Here is an 18435-nt window from a genome sequence, read left to right as displayed (position 1 = left end):
ATAACGACATAGTACATTTACGCCCTTCAAAAAAAGTGTGAATATGGAGGGTTTATTTTAGCATGGCTTTTTACTAAGATATTTTCATACAAAAATGGAGGCTGTTTTTCTTATATGGGTGTAAAAAAACTTTCTGTTAAATGATAGTCCCTTAAATTACACATTATAAGTCTTGTTTTCCTTTAACACCATTTATTGAATAGCTGATTTTAATGTTGGCATTTAATGAGTGATACACTGAACAGTACGTATTTTTGGATAAATGAATTGCACGGACCACTTTATCTTCAGGTAGATCTCCCTCCAATAAATAGTGGATATGAAAATCGGTAAACCGTTTAGGATGATTATCAGACCTTGCCCCTTCTATTTCTATTTGAAAGGCATTTGTTTCAAATCGCATTTTCTTTAGAATCATTACTATATCAATTCCTGTACATCCGGCAAGAGAGTGTAAAAGTAATTCTGTGGGTCTTGCTCCACTATTTTTACCACCTGCTTCTTCGGCAGCATCCATCTTTATTTCATGTCCCGACGGAGTTGTGCCAGAAAAGGCCATTTCCCCTGTCCATGTAATCATTGTCTTCATATATCAATTCCTCCCTTTCTTGTTGTTTTGTTCTAAACATAGTCCGTATTTTTATTTAATGTAAATGTAGATCATTTAAGTATTAAAAAAATTTCCCCAATGGGGTCAGTAAGAAACACTTGGCTTCTGGATTTTCTATACTCTAACTTGTGATAACTTTCCATACCTTATATTCTTCCCACAAATCCTACTAAGTTAGTCATGCTGTAAAATTTGAACGTTGCCTTCAGGCACTCGCTTTCCTTGCGTCCAGTACGCCTCCGGACGCGCCATTCCCGCAGGAGTCTCGAACACCGCTCCAATCGACTTTGTATATTTTAGATTGAAACACTTTTATTAAAAGGAGGTTCGAAAAGCTCGCGCAACCATGTTCTATAGGTAAACTTAGTTATCCTTCTTGTATTTTTAGTTAAAAATATATGGATGAACCCCTGAATAGATTGAAGAAATTTGCGACACTCCTGCCATAAAACTCGCTAGCCGAGAACCCACAGACGCTTGCTTTGATGTGGCTTGTCAAACAGTCGGCGGAAAGGGAGCGGATTTCTGAAATCACCTGGAATGTTTTTTGAGGGTTTTAAATGCTTTGATAGAAACCATTAAGCTTGCAAAACCATTTCTCCATTTACCATGAAGTTTTATAGTTTCCTTCTCCATTCAAAGGAGTTTTATAACTATTATTATCCCCATCTTGCCAAGTAATATTGCCATTTTCATCTTTGAGGATGAACTTGAATTCGTAGAATCGATCAGCAGCTAAACGAAATGTTCCACTCCAGCTGCCTTCTGTACTTTGAGTGAGTTTATATTCGTAATCTTCAGGATTCCATCTGCCGATTTCCCCTCTGTCCCCAATTAAGTAAACTCCCTGTGTGGCAGGTACATTTTCAACTGTGAATGTAACTGGAATCGACTGGCCTTCCAATTTATCAGCCATCATCCTAAACTCATTTGTTGGATTTCCTTCATTGTCGAATAAATAAGACATCCTTAACAAGGTAAATCCCTCAAAACCATGGTTAAAAACCATTTCTGCTACATTGTCAAAGCCCCATTCATTATTGATCAGAGGGAGTGCGTTTTCCCCGTTTAAAGAAATTCCTTTTTCATTAGCTAAAGAGGCAATATGGGTCACCAAAGTCTTGGGAGCGCTATAGGACGGTGCAGTATGTGCGTCTTGATCTCCCATTTCCAGGCAGGTGAACGTGAGGGCCATATTTGATTTCTTAAATTGATTCAATAATTGGGAATAGTTATAATACCCGGCACTATACTCTGCCGAATGCGGCAGTACTGGATCATTCATTTTCCAATGGACTCCTGAGATTTTAGCTCCAATTGGCACGCCAAAGACTTCATCAAAATGTTTATGTGCAAACTTCGAGATTTTTGCAAGATGCTTTTCGAGTGCTCCTTGATACCACTGCATAAAATCGTATCCAAATTTAGTATCGATTGCTCCGCCCCTGGTGAAAAATTCATCCCCATTTCCTGGTGGCTGAATCTCATTCCAGTTTTTATACGTTTTGCCCCAAGCAGCATTTAATTTTTTTATCGTGGAATATTTTTCTCTCATGGTAAGCCTGAAATCCCGTTTTGCTCCTTCTGTATAAACTTGAAGCTGTCCCCTCTCAGGATAATCCCAGCCATCGGCATTCTGGTAGGAGGGATATCTTAATTCCCCTGCCGGTCCTGCACTTAGATATATTTTTGCTATTAAATCCTTCTTATCAGCAAAGTTCTCTGCAAAGGATTTGTACAATTCATTGTACTGATCGGCTGTCCCTTCCCACCAAGGAGCAAGAACTTCCTTATTCCAGAAACCACTTTCACTCTTGAATGCCATGTTTTCGGCAGTGTCTTTTTTCCAGAGCCAACTAGGGATGGGATAGTTGCAATCATCCCCCACATTACCGCCGCATTGATGTGTAGACAAAATGGGCACCCATTTTAAACCGGAAGCTTTCACTGTTTCCCCATATTTTTTATAATAGGACCAATCAAACTGATTATCTTTTTTACTCTCGACTAATCCCCACCAGATATCTGTCGTTATTGCATATACTCCATTTTCCTTCAACTGGGTCAGCTCTGCTTTAAATGCCTCCCAATCTGTTATTTCACCCAATGGGGCCATCACATAAAGCTTGTAATCTGGTTTTACTTCTGCTAATCCAGGTGTATTTGATAAAGGAACAAAATACAGCATAAAGGTAAAAACACCAACAGATAATTTATTCATAAAACGCCAACCTTTCCCCTTTAACTTTATTTGTTTAAACTTCAGTTCATTACCGAAACCGCTTACATTCTTTTTGTTTTTTTAAGTCATTGCTTTACTAAAAATTATATTTGTTTTGGAAATATTTATCAATTATTTCATCAGAGGAATTTAGTTCAAAGCTCCATAAAGAAAAAATGGATAGTCTAAGAGACTATCCAGAGCAGCGGGTCATCTATATCTTTATAAAACTATATAAACATTACCATCTTCTATTTCAACATTAAATGTCTTTACGCATCCATTATCAGGTTTTTGGACTTCTCCATTCTTGACACTGATTTTCCAATCATGCATCGGGCAAAATACGTGATCACCACTCACGATGCCTTCCACAAGAACTCCACCTTTATGTGGGCAACGATTTTCAATAGCCCGGAATTCACCATTTGCTAAATGAAAAAGAGCAATTTCATGAGAGCCTATGGTTACTGTTTTCCCCAGGTTTTTTGGCATCCCATTTACTGTTGAAACCTTTATCTTTTGAAGCGCATTCCCCATTTAGGCTTCCCCCATATTCATTTATTTGATATAGCCGGAATTTTCACTTTTTGAAATAAACCGGTTTGGATCGCATCGCTCTCAATGATTTCTTTCCACGGTTCTTGCAATACGGATAAGGCCTCATCCAAGCGTCGGTTAAGCTCCATCCTTTTTTGCTTATCGTCAATAATCGCCTTAATGGTATCGAACCCTACACGCTCAACCCAGACAGACGTTCTCTCTAAATAATTGGCAGTCTCTCGATAATGTTGGATGTATGCACCAGTTATTTCAATTACCTCATCACTTGTTTTCACTTTACAAAATAATTCAGCAGCTCGTAAATGGGTACCGCCGTTGCCGCCAATATAAATTTCCCAAGCACCGTCAACACCGACAACACCAAGATCTTTGATACCGGATTCAGCACAATTACGAGGACATGCCGACACAGCCATCTTCACCTTATGCGGTGTGCCTACACGTTCAAATTTCTTTTCCAGGGCAATGCCCAGCCCAATTGAATCTTGTGTGCCAAAGCGGCAAAAGTTTTCACCGACACATGTTTTCACAGTTCGAAGCGTTTTTCCATACGCATATCCAGAAGGCATATCCAGGTCGGCCCATACGCTTGGCAGGTCTTCTTTTTCAACGCCGAACATATCTATTCTTTGACCGCCTGTAACCTTAAGTAACTTAACATTATACTTATCGGCAACATTTGCTATTTTCCGTAATTGCTCGGGATTAGTGACACCGCCATACATTCTTGGCACAACGGAAAATGTACCATCCTTTTGAATATTTGCATGTAGCCTTTCATTGACATAGCGGGATTCTTTTTCATCTTCATATTCAACAGGATGGATCATGCCTAAGTAATAGTTCAATGCTGGTTTACACTTCGAGCATCCATCACTTGTATTCCAGCCGAGAACATTCATGACTTCCCGAGTATGGGTCAGGTTTTTTTCGCGTATTTCAGCAACAACCTCATCTCTTGATAAAGTGGTGCACGTACATATGGATTCCTTTTGGTTTGACTTACTGAAATCAGCCCCTAATGTCAGCTCGAGAATATCACCGACTAACGGTTTACAACCCCCGCATGATCTCGAAGCACTTGTGCAGCCTTTTACTTCCTCAATGCTTGTTAAACCATTAGATTCGATAGCCGTCACAATATCACCCTTCGTTACACCATTACAACCACAGATGATTTCTTCATGTGACATCGACGTGACAAGACTAACACTGGTTTCACTTGCTCCAGCATTTAAATATTCGGAAACGTCGGCATTTTTATTGATCAAGCTCAATAGGGTATTGCTTTCTTTTGTATCCCCGAATAATACCGCACCAGAAATTTTTCCATTTCGAATCATTACTTTTTTGTAAGTTCCATTCCATTCATTAAATTCCTTGATTGATTTGGCTTGTTCATCCTCGAAAATTTCTCCAGCCGAAAATACATCAACACCAGATATTTTCAACTTAGTAGACAGCACTGAACCCTCGTAAGTTTTTCCTTCCAGCCCGCAAATCCTTTTGGCTAAAACTTTGCCCTGTTCATATAGGGGAGCGACCAAACCATACACCATCTCACGGTGTTCCGCGCATTCACCAACCGCAAAAATATTCGGGATCCTTGTCTCCAAATAATCATTCACGATAATTCCTCGATTGACTGGGATGCCGGAATTTTGGGCCATTGCAACATTTGGCTTAATCCCGACTGCCATGACCACTAAATCAGCGCTGATTTCCTCGCCATCACTAAAGCGTAATCCTTTGACGTCAATTTCACCTAAAACCTCCTGAGTTTGTTTCCCAAGATAAAAATTCATTCCCTGGCTTTCAAGTTCCCTTTGCAGCATTTTTCCTGCTGCTGGATCTAACTGCCTATCCATCAAATATTCCGAAAGGTGAATTACATCTACCTGCATACCTAGATTCAAAAGCCCTCTTGCTGCTTCAAGCCCCAATAATCCTCCACCAATGACTGCAGCCTTTTTATTACTTTTTGAATATTCAATCATCTTTTCGCAATCTTCAATATTTCGAAAGGCTGTCACTCCTTTTTTATCAGCCCCCTTTATCGGTAGAATGAAAGGGATTGATCCGGTAGCTAAAATTAATTGATCATATTCGACTTCACGATTAGTGTCTGAGTAAATGATTTGCTTTGTGGTGTCAATGTTCGTGACCGTTTCCCCTGAAAAAAGTGTAATATTGTTCTCTTTATACCAGTTCCAATCATTTATTGTAATATCATCTATCGTCGTAGCACCTTGCAATACATTCGATAGTTGGATTCGATCATAATTCGGATGTGGCTCACTTCCGAAGACAGTCACCTCAAACCCTTCTGGTTGAATTTTCAAAATTTCTTCTATACATCTTACTCCAGCCATACCATTCCCAATGAGCGCCAATTTCTGCTTAGCCATTTTTTGTCCTCCAGTAAGATTTTTTTGAAAGGATTATGTATTTGATTATAGGAGAGGTCACTTTTTATAACAACAAGTGTGTTATATAATCTTACATGATTTTTAAAAATTAATAATTAATGTTAGTTTTTGTTACAAATATTCAGAAAATTAGGATATAATATCCTTATTGATCCAGCATAAATCAAAAATGAGGTGATTTTCATCGTCCAGGAAAAAGAATCTTATATAGACAGAAAAGTAATTTCAATAGGAGTGGTCAGAGAATTAACAGGACTATCCGATAGACAAATTCGGTATTATGAAGAAAGAAAACTAGTTTTTCCCGAAAGGTCTAAGGGTGGTAATCGTAAATACTCTTTTTCCGACGTCAAGGCATTAGTGGAAATCGCTGATAAAATAGAGGATGGGGTGCAAACCAATGAAATTAGACAGGAAAAGTTAAAAGAGAACAGAAAAATTGAACAGGAAAAAATGCGAAAAAAAATGCTGCAGGGCCAATTAAATGCACACTTTGGCCTGCGTAATTGATTTTCGCCATGTACCCGGAATTATTAGCCTTTCAATGTCATATTTCAGTCGTGACAAAATTTCCACTTCCCTTTTTATAATTGCTGTTAACATTGTTAAACTGGACATGATGACTTTCATGTCCAGTTTTCCATTTTCATTACAGTGAAAGTTTTCTAGCTAATCATTCCTTTTCTAAGCGAACTCCTTATCCTTTGTCTTCTCTGAAAACCATGATAATTTCTCCGATAAATTCACGACTTCTCCTATCACAATCATGGCGGGATTGGCAACCTGCTCCCTTCTAATAATCGCCACTATTGAATCGATTGTTCCTGTAATAGTTCGTTGATAACCGGTCGTTCCTTGTTCGATGACTGCAATGGCAGTTTCAGGCTTCATTCCGCAGGAGCGTAATTGTTTACAGATATAAGGAAGGTTTTTCATTCCCATATAAATAACAATGGTGTCAACACCATGTGTCAAATGATGCCAGTTGATGTTATCAGGTTTGCCGGTCGCGCAGTGTCCTGTGACAATTGCGAAGGAACTCCCCCATTCCCTGTGAGTCAGGGGAATTCCAGCATAAGCTGGCGCAGCGATTCCAGAAGTGATTCCAGGAACTATTTCAAATTGAATTCCGTGCTTTGCTAGCACTTCAGCTTCCTCACCGCCACGACCAAAGATGAAAGGATCTCCCCCTTTTAGACGAACAATCGTTTTTCTCTCCATTGATTTACTTATTAACAATTGATGAATGTCCTCTTGAGGGACACAATGTATACCAGGCGCTTTACCGCAATAAACGTATTCAGCTTCAGTTTTACCGTATAAAAGCAATTCACGATTTACCAATCGATCATACAAGATGACATCCGCTTCCGCGATGCATTTGATTGCCTTGACAGTAATTAAGTCCGGATCACCAGGTCCGGCACCAACAATATAGACCTTACCTTTTTCCATCCTTTATCCCCTTTTGTTGTTTAGTCATGTAAACTCCCATTTGATATGGAATACTGTGTGATAAGGCTCCAGTATTCGATTATGATTAAACCAAAAAAAATTATGATGAACGGGAAGTAAACCTCCCCTTAATGAGACGTTAACTCTAATATAGGATGTACTTTTACAGCACTGACCTTAAAGCCAGGCATTTTGCATGTCGGGTCTAAATCCTGTGAAACGAGGCGATTGACATTTTGGGAGTCTGCCCAATGAAAAGGAACGAATACAGTATCATGGCGAATGGTTGCTGACCATTTGCTTCTTACAACAATACCTCCGCGTCTTGATTCAATTTTCACCAAAGTATTGTCTGGAATATGATATTTCTTTGCTGTTTCCGGATGGATTTCCATATATGATTCAAAATTTCTTGCAGCTAATGATGAGCTTTTTCTCGTTTGTACTCCTGTTAAATAATGTGACATGATTCTTCCTGTTGTTAAATAAAGTGGAAAATCCGTACATGGCTGTTCTTTTGGAACAAGAGGCACATTATTAACCACAACCATGGCCGCCTTTCCATCCGGGTGGGCAAAAGACGTTTCGAATAACCTTTTTGTCCCTTTATGGTCAATGGTTGGGCATGGCCACAAAATGCCTCCTTCTTTTCTTAATCGATCATACGTTATACCATAATAATCAGCGGTTCCCCCGCGGCTTGCCACTCTTAGTTCTTCAAAAATCTCATTTGCGGATTGAAAGGGAAAATACTCCCCTTTTCCAAGAGCTTTTGCTATATCACAAATGATTTGCCAATCATGCTTCACTTCCCCAGGTGATGGAAAACTTGCTTCCCGCAACGTTACCCGTCCTTCTAAATTCGTCATCGTTCCTTCATCCTCTAAGTAAGACGAAGTAGGTAAAATCAAATCAGCCAATCTAGCAGTTTCAGAAACGAACATGTCTACCGCGACAAGAAACTTTAATTTTTTCAAAGCCTTTTTGACAAAGTTAGCATTTGGATTGGAAACAATCGGATTGGAACACATTAAAAACATGCCGGTAATTTCACCTTCATTTATCTTCTGTATCATTTCGTATGCCGAGACACCTTTACGTGGCAAATCAGCCTCATCGATTCCCCATAATCTTGCAATATGTAATCTATGTTCCTCATTTTCAATCATGCGATAGCCCGGCAGCTGGTCTGCCTTTTGGCCATGCTCTCTTGCTCCCTGCCCATTCCCCTGCCCAGTAATAGCTCCATAGCCCGAATTCACTTTGCCGATTTTCCCTGTAACAATAAGAATATTGAGAAAATTCCGGACGGCAGCTGAACCATCTGTTTGCTGCTCAACGCCCCTAGCTGTAAAAATCATTCCTGATTCTTCTTTACCGAACATTACAGCCGCTTTTTGAATTTGGTCGCTAGGAACCCCTGTCATTTCCGCAATTTCCTCTAATTTTAATGATGTAACATACTCTTTTACTTCGGTGTAGCCATTTGCACGTTCGCGGACAAATGCTTCATCAGTAAAATCCTCTTCAATGATCACTTTCAATAATCCGTTTGCCAAGGCGGCATCCATCCCTGGTTTTACTTTTAGATGTAAATCGGCCATTTTCGTTGTTGCTGTTTCCCGGGGATCTACAGCAATAATATATGCTCCATTTTGTTTTGCCTTCTCAAAATACGGCATGATTGTCGGCTGGCATTCAGCAATATTCGTGCCCGCCAAGATAATGCACTTTGTGAACGGAACCTCTGATAAGCTGTTGGTTAGGCCCCTGTCCATACCAAATGTTTGGCTTGCCGCCGAGGCTGCTGCAGACATGCACAAACGGCCATTATAATCTATATACTTTGTTTTTAATGCCACTCTTGCAAATTTCCCAAGCAAATATGCTTCTTCATTTGAAATGGATGCACTCCCATAAACAGATAATGCATTTACACCATCTTCCGCTTGAATTTTACTGAAATTATCCTTAATGTGGCTTAATGCTTCCTCCCATGATATCCGAACGAATTCACCATTTTTTTTCAATAATGGGTATTTAATTCGATCTTTATGCAAAGCGTGTTGGTGTGCATTCATTCCTTTAATGCATAAGCGCCCCTCTGAGGTTGGATTATCTTTTCCAACCGTCGTATACTTTCTTCTTGTCACTATTGTTTGTTCCAACAGCTGCATCTTACATTGCATGCTGCAAAATGGACATTGTGAATCATATCGTTTTTCTGATTGGACCTCTTGTTGCTTCGTGCGGAAGTACTTTAATAATAATTCAGTCAAGGCTCCTCACCCTTTACTCATGGATTTCTTTGTTTTTTCATGGGGTACATACATTTATCCGTTTATCTAGGTCTTACATCATAAAGTTCCACTTGTTCATTCCCTGATCTACCCAGTTCCAATCGTTGAGATAGTTGCCGATTAAGTTCACTATCAAACAATACTTCTCTAACATGAATTAAACCCACTCGTTCAATCCATTGCCAAGTCCGTTCTAAGTAGTTGGCAGTTTCCCGATAATATTGAATAAAGCCGATGATGATTTCAATTGCTTCTTCATTTGTCCCGGCTACACATAATAGTTCACCGGCACGTACATTACGACCGCTGCTTCCGCCCACATATATTTCCCAGCCCCTGTCAATGCCCATAACACCTATATCTTTCGTTGTTGATCCTGCACCGTTATGCAAACAAGCAGATATGCCCAACTTTATACGGTATGGTGTTGATACTTGCTCCAATCTTTTTTCCAGATCTACAGCAAGTAATAGTGATTGCTGTTTATCACAAGAGCAAACATGTTCACCTATACATGTTTTGACGTTTTGAACGGTGTTACCATATTTCGAACTTAACGGCATATCTAAATCGGCCCACACACCTGGAAGATCTTCTTTTTTCACCCCCATTAAATGAATCCTTTGTTCACTTGTTACCGCAACCTGAGATATATCATATTTATCTGCAACATTTGCAATTTTTCGCAAGTCTTTTGCATTCGTCATCCCTCCGTACATTTGCGGGATGACAGAGTACCGGTTATCACTTTGAACTGTTGCATTCTTTTTTTCGTTTATGAAAAGGGTTTGCTGTCTGATCTCGTACTCTGGATGAATCATTCCTAAATAATAGCTCAGTGCAGGCTTGCAAGTTGAACAACCTTCCGTATTTTCCCATTCAAGGACATCCATCGCTTCTTGGACAGTTGTTACGTCTTGTAGCTGCATTTTATACACGACTTCATCTTCCGTTAATGTCGTACAGGAGCAAAATGCAGTTTGTTTCTCATCCTGAGTAGAAAGATTACTTTGAATATAGTTCAAAAGCTCGGTCACTGCCGGCTTACATCCGCCGCACGAACCGGAAGCCTTTGTGCATTGTTTAACTTGTTCCGTTGTTGTTAATCCCTTATTTTGAACCGCTTCAATGATTGCCCCCTTTGAAACAGCATTACAATGGCAAATGATTTCATGATTTGCCATCGAAGCGATCAATCCCCCAGCCGTACTTGGTGATTGGAACAAATCACGCTTTTCCTCTGACGATACTTCTTCCCGCTTTAAAATCTTATCGAGTAATCTTGAGCTGTTGTTTGTATCTCCATACAGCACAGCACCTATGATTTTTCTTCCTTGAAAAACCACCTTTTTATAAACACTATCCAATTCATCAAAAGTTGTAATAGATTTCGTTGTTCCATCACCAAGGAAATCTCCAACAGAAAATAACTCAACTCCTGATATTTTCAGCTGGGTCGAAAGGACCGAGCCTTGGTATCCGTTGCATTTCATCTTACAAATATGCTTTGCCAGCACTTCACCTTGTTCATATAGAGGTTTAACCAATCCATAAACAATTCCTTGATGTTCAGCACATTCACCAACTGCATAAATATTTGGGACGCTGGTTTCCAAATAGTCGTTTACAATAATCGCACGATTTGTATCAATTCCGCTTTCTTTGGCCAACTGAATATTCGGTCTGACTCCAGCAGCCATTACGACTAAATCTGCTTCCAGCTCCGTTCCATCTTTAAAACGGACGCGCTCTACACGCCCGGTACCGATTAACTCCTGTGTTTCTTTTTTTAAAAGAAAGTTCATTCCCTGGTTTTCCAACTCTTTTTGCAGCAAAAGCGATGCCGTTGAATCAAGCTGCCTTTCCATTAAATAGTCAGCAATATGAACGACATGCACTTCCATACCAAGGTTTAACAGCCCTCTCGCTGCTTCTAAACCTAACAAACCTCCTCCGATGACGACTGCTTTTTTATGTTTGCGTGAAGTTTCAATCATCTTTTGGCAATCTTCAATCGTCCGAAATGCAATGACGCCTTCTTTATCAACACCTGTAACAGGAAGAATAAACGGAACAGAACCTGTGGCAATTATCAGCTTATCGTAGTAAACTTCCCGTTCTTTGTCTGTTATTATCTTCCTGGTCTCTTTATCGATTTTTATAACCGTTTCCCCTGTGAACAATTGGATATTATTCTTCGTATACCAGTTTCGGTCATTTATTGTAATGTCTTCAAAAGTGGTGTTGCCTTGAAGCACAGTCGACAATAAGATTCGGTTATAGTTAACGTGTGGTTCACTTCCGAAAATAGTAATCTCAAATGCAGTCGGATCCTTACTTATAATCGACTCAACACAGCGTAGTCCCGCCATTCCGTTCCCTACTAAAACCAGTTTTTGTTTATACATTTTATCCCCCCAAACAAGTACTGTAACAAGCCAAACTAAGTAAATAAAGTTCTAGATCTTAACTGAATTCTTTCCGAGTACCCACGTTTTTCTCCATGAAAGCTGGGCTAGGCCCAGGATAAGCAACGCCACGATTCCAACTGCGGAAAATACTAAAAATCCTGTAGCATATGTGCCAGTAATCTGTTTCAACGTACCTAGTATGTTTGGAACCAAGAATCCGCCAACACCTCCGGCAGCTCCTACAATCCCTGTGATAAAACCTATTTCTTTAGAAAACCGCTGTGGAACTAACTGAAAGACAGCTCCGTTACCCATACCGAGAAATAGCATTCCGATGAACAGAAGGATCGTAACGGCAGTAAGAGAAAAAAGAAAACTAATTCCAAACATACATATTGTGAGTCCGATAAATAAAAACATAAGCAGTTTAACTCCACCTATTTTATCGGCAATAAATCCTCCGACGGGACGAAAGAAACTTCCGGCGATGACACATAATGTAACAAATTCCCCTGCCCTTATTCGTGTTAACCCATACTCATCAACAAAAAAGATGCTTAAAAAGCTAGTAAACCCAACAAAGCCCCCAAAAGTCACACTGTAAAGAATGCAGAAATACCAAGTGTCCGTTATTTTAAATACGTTGAAATATTCCTTAAGTGGTTTTGCCGGCGGTTGAGATGGCGCGTCTTTTGCGATGAAAATATAAATGATAAACACGATGGTTAAAGGAATCAAAGCTAATCCCATAACATTATGCCAGCCAAGAGATTCAGCAATACGGGGCCCGAACAATGTCGCAAAAAGAGTTCCGCTGTTTCCGGCACCTGCAATGCCCATCGCAAGACCCTGCAAATGCGGGGGATACCAGCGACTAGCCATCGGAAGTGCTGCAGCAAAACTTGCACCTGCCACTCCTAGCAAAATTCCAATTAAATAAAGCTCTGCTAAACTTTCTCCGAATAACCATCCCCAAAAAAGCGGAATCATCGTAACAAGCATCCCGCCGATCGCGGTTTTCCGCGGGCCGATGCGATCAGTCAAAAAACCAAGGACGATTCGAAAAAACGAGCCTCCCAAAATCGGAATAGCCACAATCAAGCCTTTTTCAGCCGGGGAAAGTCCGAAATCCTTTGTAATATAGACACCGAGCGCACCTAATAATACCCAAATCATAAAACTGATATCAAAATAAAGGAATGAAGCTAATAATGACGGAGCATGACCGCTTTTTTTCAATTCAGATATTTTCATTTTTCATCTCTCCAATACTTTATTAATTGAATATTCGTTTATTTTACTCTTATATAAGTAAGATTTCTTTGTTTATGTAAGAAAACATCACACACTTTTTTATAAGTTATTAAATGTGAATCCTTTAAAGTAGTTATTGGACAAAATTTAATAAATTCATTTCCTTTTTCTTATATAAATCGAACGATATTGTGGTTTACTTAGGTGATGTAAAATTACAAGCTTGTTTAACTTTTCAGATATGGCAGGAGAAATTCAAAAAGATAACACCCATACCATTTTGGAAGATTCTCCATAAAAAAATAGAGAAGCCTAATGCTTAAGCTTCTCTTCCAGACTGTAGATAAACCTGACAATAATTAGTTCGTTTACAGTTTTAATATTTGTCCGTTAATTTCCACTCCAGGCACTCTCTTTCCGCGGGCGGTCCGGGGCCGCGGCGCCATTGCACCTGCAGGGTCTCGAACATCCGCTTCAATCAACTTCTTTTTAACATTAGGCTGTTTTCACATACTTTGTTGCTATTTACCAAGTAGTGCGGTGTGGTTGATTTCCCCTCCAGATGCTCGCTTTCCGCGGGGCGGGCGGTGAGCCTCCTCGGCGTAAACGCCTGTGGGGTCTCACCTGTCCCGCTGCTCCCGCAGGAGTCTCACACTTCCGCTCCAATCAACCTTAAATAGTTTCGTTTTAAAAACAACAATCTTTACGAAAAGAGCCTAACATTAAAATAGAACTTCTTTTGCCTACAGTCTTTTTTGTTTAAAATAGAAGGAATAAAACTTGAGGTGATATCTATTCAGCGAGAACACCTTTAAATGATGACTGCCTCTTCTTGCGGGTTCTTCCCACGGCACGAAACAAGGACCTCCTTCATATGATGTGTTATGAACGGCCATGAGATATTTATTAATTTGATTATATCCGGGGAAAGGTTGGGTGCAATAATATGAAGCAATATCCATTTCAGAACATCCCGTTTCAAAACCTTCAGAAAAAAAATATGTCATTTGAAGAGGTATTCGTTCATATTGTTGAGTTTATGGAATTAAATCCTTCCGGTAACTATCAATTAATGGTCGGGACAGATTCGCAAGTACATAAAAAACATACGGTCTTTATTACAGGTATCGTGATACGGCAGGTCGGAAATGGTGTATGGGGTTGTATAAGAAAAGTGATGATCCCTAGAAGGATGCTGCATTTACATGAACGTATTTCTCAAGAGTTGTCGTTAACAGAGGAAATCGTATCGCTGTTTACGGAAGAAAGAAAAAATCAGTTAATCGATATAGTCCTGCCTGCTGTATATCAAGGGGCAACGTTCACAATGGAAGGGCACATTGATATCGGGATTGGAAAGCGAAACAAAACTAGTGAGTTTGTAAAAGAAATGGTAGCCAGGATGGAATCCATGGGGGTGCAACCAAAAATCAAACCCGATGCTTTCGTCGCTTCAAGTTATGCCAACCGGTATACAAAACAAGAGTGAATGTATTACAAAACATGTAATTAGCCAATGGAATCAAAACTGGACTTTTTAAGCTGATAGAACAAAATGGTCTGGAGATTTTCAGACTGCAAAGCAAGTACATACAAGCAAAAAACCGGCCTCAGACCGAGACCGGCTTCAACATTTTAAGATATAAGCCGCGATTGCCGTATTCAGTAAGAAAGTTTTAAACCACCACTCCTCAAAGTGGGTGTTTGCAGAAAAAATCCTGTTGTCCAAGTCAGTGACGAGGCATAACATTCCTGTTTCAATATAAAACTCCCTATTACAGCTTAAAGGTTAAAACTTTATTATCATTACGAACAGTGCAGCTTGTATTGTTATGATACCTGAAATCGTCAAATGTTACAATGTTAATAATCACCATATAATAACCTATGGCTTACTAGGTAAAATTAACGCCGAATCAGTCCTTTATAATAACATTCATTAGAATCAAACTATTGATCAAAATAACCGATAAAATCCCCTTTGTCCTTATTTTGCAGATATAATACCGTTTCTTTGTCAGAAATGGTAGGCAGTCCGAATTTTTGATCATACATTTCAATTCCTTTACCTGTGATGATAATCCAATCCCCTTCCTTACCTGCTTGTAACGCCTCCTTGATAGCAAAGGTGCGATCAGGAATAACCTTCCCATTTCCAGCAGAGTAATCGCTAAGCAGTTTATTTAGATTGGATTCCATCACCTCAATTCCCTCCGAATTCAGATCATCCATTGTTAAAATCGAAACATCACTATGTTCCGATGATACTTTAACCATTTCCGCCCTTTTGGTTGTATCTCGTCCACCCCGAAAACCAAAGATATGATAAATCTTTTTGGCCCCGCACTCTTTGGCAGTTTGAAGCATGTGATGAATGGCATCTGCAGTATGTGCATAATCGATGACTATAGTCGGCCCAAATTCTTTCTTATATATTTCAAACCTTCCTGGCACACCGGAAAATCGTTTCAGTGAAGTGAGAATTTCATTTTTTGAAATTGGAAACATCTTCGCTACGGAATACGCAGCTGTTGCGTTATATAAATTATGAAGTCCAGGTAAAGGTAACTCAATTTTCACAAAGTCATGATTCTCATTCAATAAAATAAAGGGGTTCGTTGCAGTATTATAATTGGTGATGGCTAAATCGTAGCGATTGGATTTTCCAAAAACAAAGGCACTGACATTCTTCTCCCATAGGTATTCTTGTAGTTTTCCGCCCCAGAAATCATCTCCATTAATAATCGCAAGGCCATTAGGTTTCAATTTTTCAAAAAGCAGTAATTTTGCAAGGAAATAATCCTCCATCGTACCATGGAAGTCGAGATGGTCATGATACAAATTCGTGAAGACACAGAAATCAAATTCAATTCCTTCTAAACGGTATTGAGCTAATCCATGTGAAGACACTTCCATTATGACAACCATGTCCCTACTTGCAGCCAGCAACGAATTCAATTCCATGGTACCTGGAGTCGTATTATGGGAATCGACTTTGTTTCCATTGATGATATGCTGTATCGTACCAATGACTGAACAGGTTACCCCATTCTCTTCTAAGATTTGCTGAAGCATATAGCTAGTTGTGGTTTTTCCATTTGTGCCCGTAATTCCTATCATTATTTTTTGATTGCTGGGATCTCCATAAAACCTTTTGGCGATTTGCCCTAATGCTTTACGGCTGTTTTCCACTCTTATATAAGGAACTTCCAATCCCTTAATATCGCGATTGCCAATCACAGCTGATGCCCCTAAGCGAATTGCATCATTGATGTAATTATGGCCATCGGACTTATATCCGGTTACGGCAACAAAAAGGAATCCCTTTTTTATTTCTTTAGAGTTATCGGTTACACCTGTGACGGATATATGTTCAACGTCCTTCGGCAAATCCCCGTTTATTGCTTCTTTCAATATGTCTTTAAGGATCATTAACTTTTCTCCTTTTTTCATGTAAGCTATTCACCTGATTTTTTTAGTATTAACCAGTACTCCCAAAATAATTGTCAATCCAGAATTTGTTAGTTGTAATGACAGTAAGAGGAAAAAAGAAGGAAAAGCAGCCAAAATTGGCTGCTTTTCTTATGGCTATAGCTGTATTTGGGTGTTGGCACACCGCAAGATACTTATGATTGAATTTCCAGAGGTTTTGTTTCGCCCTTCTGATTGTACAACGGCAAAATGAAAAACATTCCTATAATAAAAAAGAAAGCGGCGGTTTCGAATATGGCGACGAGTGAAAATTGCTCTTTCAGCACGCCTGCCGCACTCATGGTCAACACCATCGATCCAGTGAATAATGGGCTTAAGATTCCATTGACCCTTCCGATGAATTCGCCCTCGGTCCTCTGCAATATCAATGTATTGATCCCGATTTGGATACAAGGAAGCATTAGCCCGTTAAAGAACTCGGCGGTAAGTGTTATCCAAAGATTTGTTGAAAGCCCCATAACCGCCAATCCAATGGCATTCACAAGCATTCCGAAAGCTAATAATCTTTGAGGTGCCACCTTTTTGGCAAAAATCATTACACCGGCTCCACCTATAATCATACCAAACCCATTCACCATAAATAACCATTGCAGATTTTCCTTAGGCAATTCCAGTTGTTCTGTAACAAGGAATATCGAGAGTGGCTGAATGAAACCCAGTCCGAGTCCAGCTGCCAGAAAACATAAACCAAGCAAACTTAGTTCTTTTTTTCGCAAAACGTAGCTCACACCGCTTTTCATTTCCTGCCATAACGTTGTTTTTGCTGTCCCCTCATTCAGTTTGCGATCTTTCGGAAGAAAGGCGAGTGCGCCAGCTGAAAGTAGAAACGCCAGGCCAGTAATCGCAATCGAGATGTTTATCCCGAAAGATTGGAAGGCAAATGTACCGAGAATCGGACCTAAAACCATAAATACTGCGAAGACGGTCTGATAAACGGACATCCCTGTCTGGATTTGACTTTCTGGCAAATGCATCTTAAATAGCTTCATGCCCGATGGCTGAGAAAATTGAGAAAGTATCGCCGAAATTAAAGTTGCGAAGAATACCATTTTCCAACTGCCGAAGATTAGCGAGATAAGCACAGCAAACACGGATATTGCACTTAAAATATCACACCAAACCATCGTTTTTTTCGGACTCCAGCGGTCAGCAAACGTCCCTCCAATAAATGAAAAAATAAAAATGGGTGCGAATTCTGCTACTGATATCATGGAAATGGCAAAGGCATCTCCATTTGTCTTCTCCATGACGAATAACAAAACGGCAAAATTCCGTACCCATATCCCTATTTGTAAAAACAACCCTGATAAGATAATGGCCCGAAATACTCGATTTTTAAAAATGTTAGGTTCCTTATTATTTAATGTTTCAGATGTGTTATTCGTCAATATAAAAACCTCCTGTGAATTATCTGGACAGGAGGCAGTACAATACAAATTTAAAAAGGCAAAATATCCCTAATCGAAGGAACACAATGATCTTTGTTTGTATTTTAATGTACAGACTAATCCTATCCAGAAAAAAATTCGTTTTAAGCACGCATTTTTTCTTGAAAAATAGGATTAAATGATCATTGTTTAAAGGTCACCCTTCCATTTTTTGTTATTTCCATAATAATTTATTTAATCTGATAAATCAAGCGGGAAATTAATAAAATAAAACTATTTTTCGGGATGAGTTTGTTCAATTTTCTTATATA

The 18435-nt window shown here is 39.4% G+C and carries 12 protein-coding genes and 1 other RNA gene; 2 read left to right on the top strand and 11 right to left on the bottom strand.

The window, feature by feature from the left end; translation table 11 throughout:
- Window positions 1-163: 163 nt before the first annotated feature.
- From ACIQ0C_RS06110 to nirB (ACIQ0C_RS06095), 4 genes are all read right to left on the bottom strand, one after another.
- Window positions 164-589: an OsmC family protein gene (locus ACIQ0C_RS06110; RefSeq protein ID WP_403058048.1), complete on the bottom strand. Its 426-nt coding sequence runs from the start codon at window positions 587-589 to the stop codon at window positions 164-166.
- 625 nt (window positions 590-1214) lie between these two features.
- Window positions 1215-2831: a family 14 glycosylhydrolase gene (locus ACIQ0C_RS06105; protein ID WP_403058045.1), complete on the bottom strand. Its 1617-nt coding sequence runs from the start codon at window positions 2829-2831 to the stop codon at window positions 1215-1217.
- A 222-nt stretch (window positions 2832-3053) separates the two neighbouring features.
- The gene (nirD, locus tag ACIQ0C_RS06100; RefSeq protein ID WP_403058042.1) at window positions 3054-3371 is read right to left on the bottom strand and encodes a nitrite reductase small subunit NirD; all 318 of its coding nucleotides are present in this window, start codon (window positions 3369-3371) and stop codon (window positions 3054-3056) included.
- A gap of 17 nt (window positions 3372-3388) precedes the next feature.
- Complete coding sequence (gene nirB, locus ACIQ0C_RS06095; protein WP_403058039.1) at window positions 3389-5803, bottom strand: nitrite reductase large subunit NirB; 2415 nt, start codon at window positions 5801-5803, stop codon at window positions 3389-3391.
- Window positions 5804-6007: 204 nt separating this feature from the next.
- Between nirB (ACIQ0C_RS06095) and ACIQ0C_RS06090 the strand changes: the two genes are divergently transcribed.
- Entirely contained in the window at window positions 6008-6334 is a 327-nt protein-coding gene (locus ACIQ0C_RS06090; protein ID WP_403058110.1) for a MerR family transcriptional regulator, read from the top strand.
- 174 nt (window positions 6335-6508) lie between these two features.
- On the opposite strand, the gene cobA is transcribed toward ACIQ0C_RS06090, so the two are convergent.
- From cobA to ACIQ0C_RS06070, 4 genes are all read right to left on the bottom strand, one after another.
- Window positions 6509-7279, bottom strand: a complete 771-nt coding sequence (gene cobA / locus ACIQ0C_RS06085; RefSeq protein WP_403058036.1) for a uroporphyrinogen-III C-methyltransferase — start codon at window positions 7277-7279, stop codon at window positions 6509-6511.
- Window positions 7280-7407: 128 nt separating this feature from the next.
- Window positions 7408-9558 carry an assimilatory nitrate reductase catalytic subunit NasC gene (gene nasC / locus ACIQ0C_RS06080; RefSeq protein ID WP_403058033.1) on the bottom strand — a complete coding sequence of 717 codons (2151 nt, stop codon included), beginning with the start codon at window positions 9556-9558 and terminating at the stop codon, window positions 7408-7410.
- 62 nt (window positions 9559-9620) lie between these two features.
- Window positions 9621-11987, bottom strand: a complete 2367-nt coding sequence (nirB, locus tag ACIQ0C_RS06075; RefSeq protein WP_403058030.1) for a nitrite reductase large subunit NirB — start codon at window positions 11985-11987, stop codon at window positions 9621-9623.
- 51 nt (window positions 11988-12038) lie between these two features.
- A complete protein-coding gene (locus ACIQ0C_RS06070; protein WP_402842099.1) occupies window positions 12039-13244 on the bottom strand; it encodes a nitrate/nitrite transporter in 1206 nt (401 codons plus the stop codon).
- A 946-nt stretch (window positions 13245-14190) separates the two neighbouring features.
- On the opposite strand from ACIQ0C_RS06070, the gene ACIQ0C_RS06065 reads away from it, so the two are divergent.
- On the top strand, window positions 14191-14733 hold the full coding sequence (locus tag ACIQ0C_RS06065; protein ID WP_403058027.1) for a ribonuclease H-like YkuK family protein: 543 nt from the start codon (window positions 14191-14193) through the stop codon (window positions 14731-14733).
- 151 nt (window positions 14734-14884) lie between these two features.
- On the opposite strand, the gene ssrS is transcribed toward ACIQ0C_RS06065, so the two are convergent.
- From ssrS to ACIQ0C_RS06050, 3 genes are all read right to left on the bottom strand, one after another.
- A non-coding RNA gene (gene ssrS, locus ACIQ0C_RS06060) (6S RNA) lies at window positions 14885-15071 on the bottom strand.
- A gap of 123 nt (window positions 15072-15194) precedes the next feature.
- Complete coding sequence (locus tag ACIQ0C_RS06055; RefSeq protein ID WP_403058024.1) at window positions 15195-16697, bottom strand: UDP-N-acetylmuramoyl-L-alanyl-D-glutamate--2,6-diaminopimelate ligase; 1503 nt, start codon at window positions 16695-16697, stop codon at window positions 15195-15197.
- A gap of 173 nt (window positions 16698-16870) precedes the next feature.
- Complete coding sequence (locus ACIQ0C_RS06050; protein WP_402842167.1) at window positions 16871-18079, bottom strand: MFS transporter; 1209 nt, start codon at window positions 18077-18079, stop codon at window positions 16871-16873.
- Window positions 18080-18435 lie beyond the last annotated feature (356 nt).

Source organism: Peribacillus sp. NPDC096448 (assembly GCF_044762675.1).
In the GTDB taxonomy this organism is placed as follows: domain Bacteria; phylum Bacillota; class Bacilli; order Bacillales; family DSM-1321; genus Peribacillus; species Peribacillus frigoritolerans_B.
Note: the sequence above shows the minus strand (reverse complement) of the source record. Positions and strands in the feature narration are given on the sequence as shown.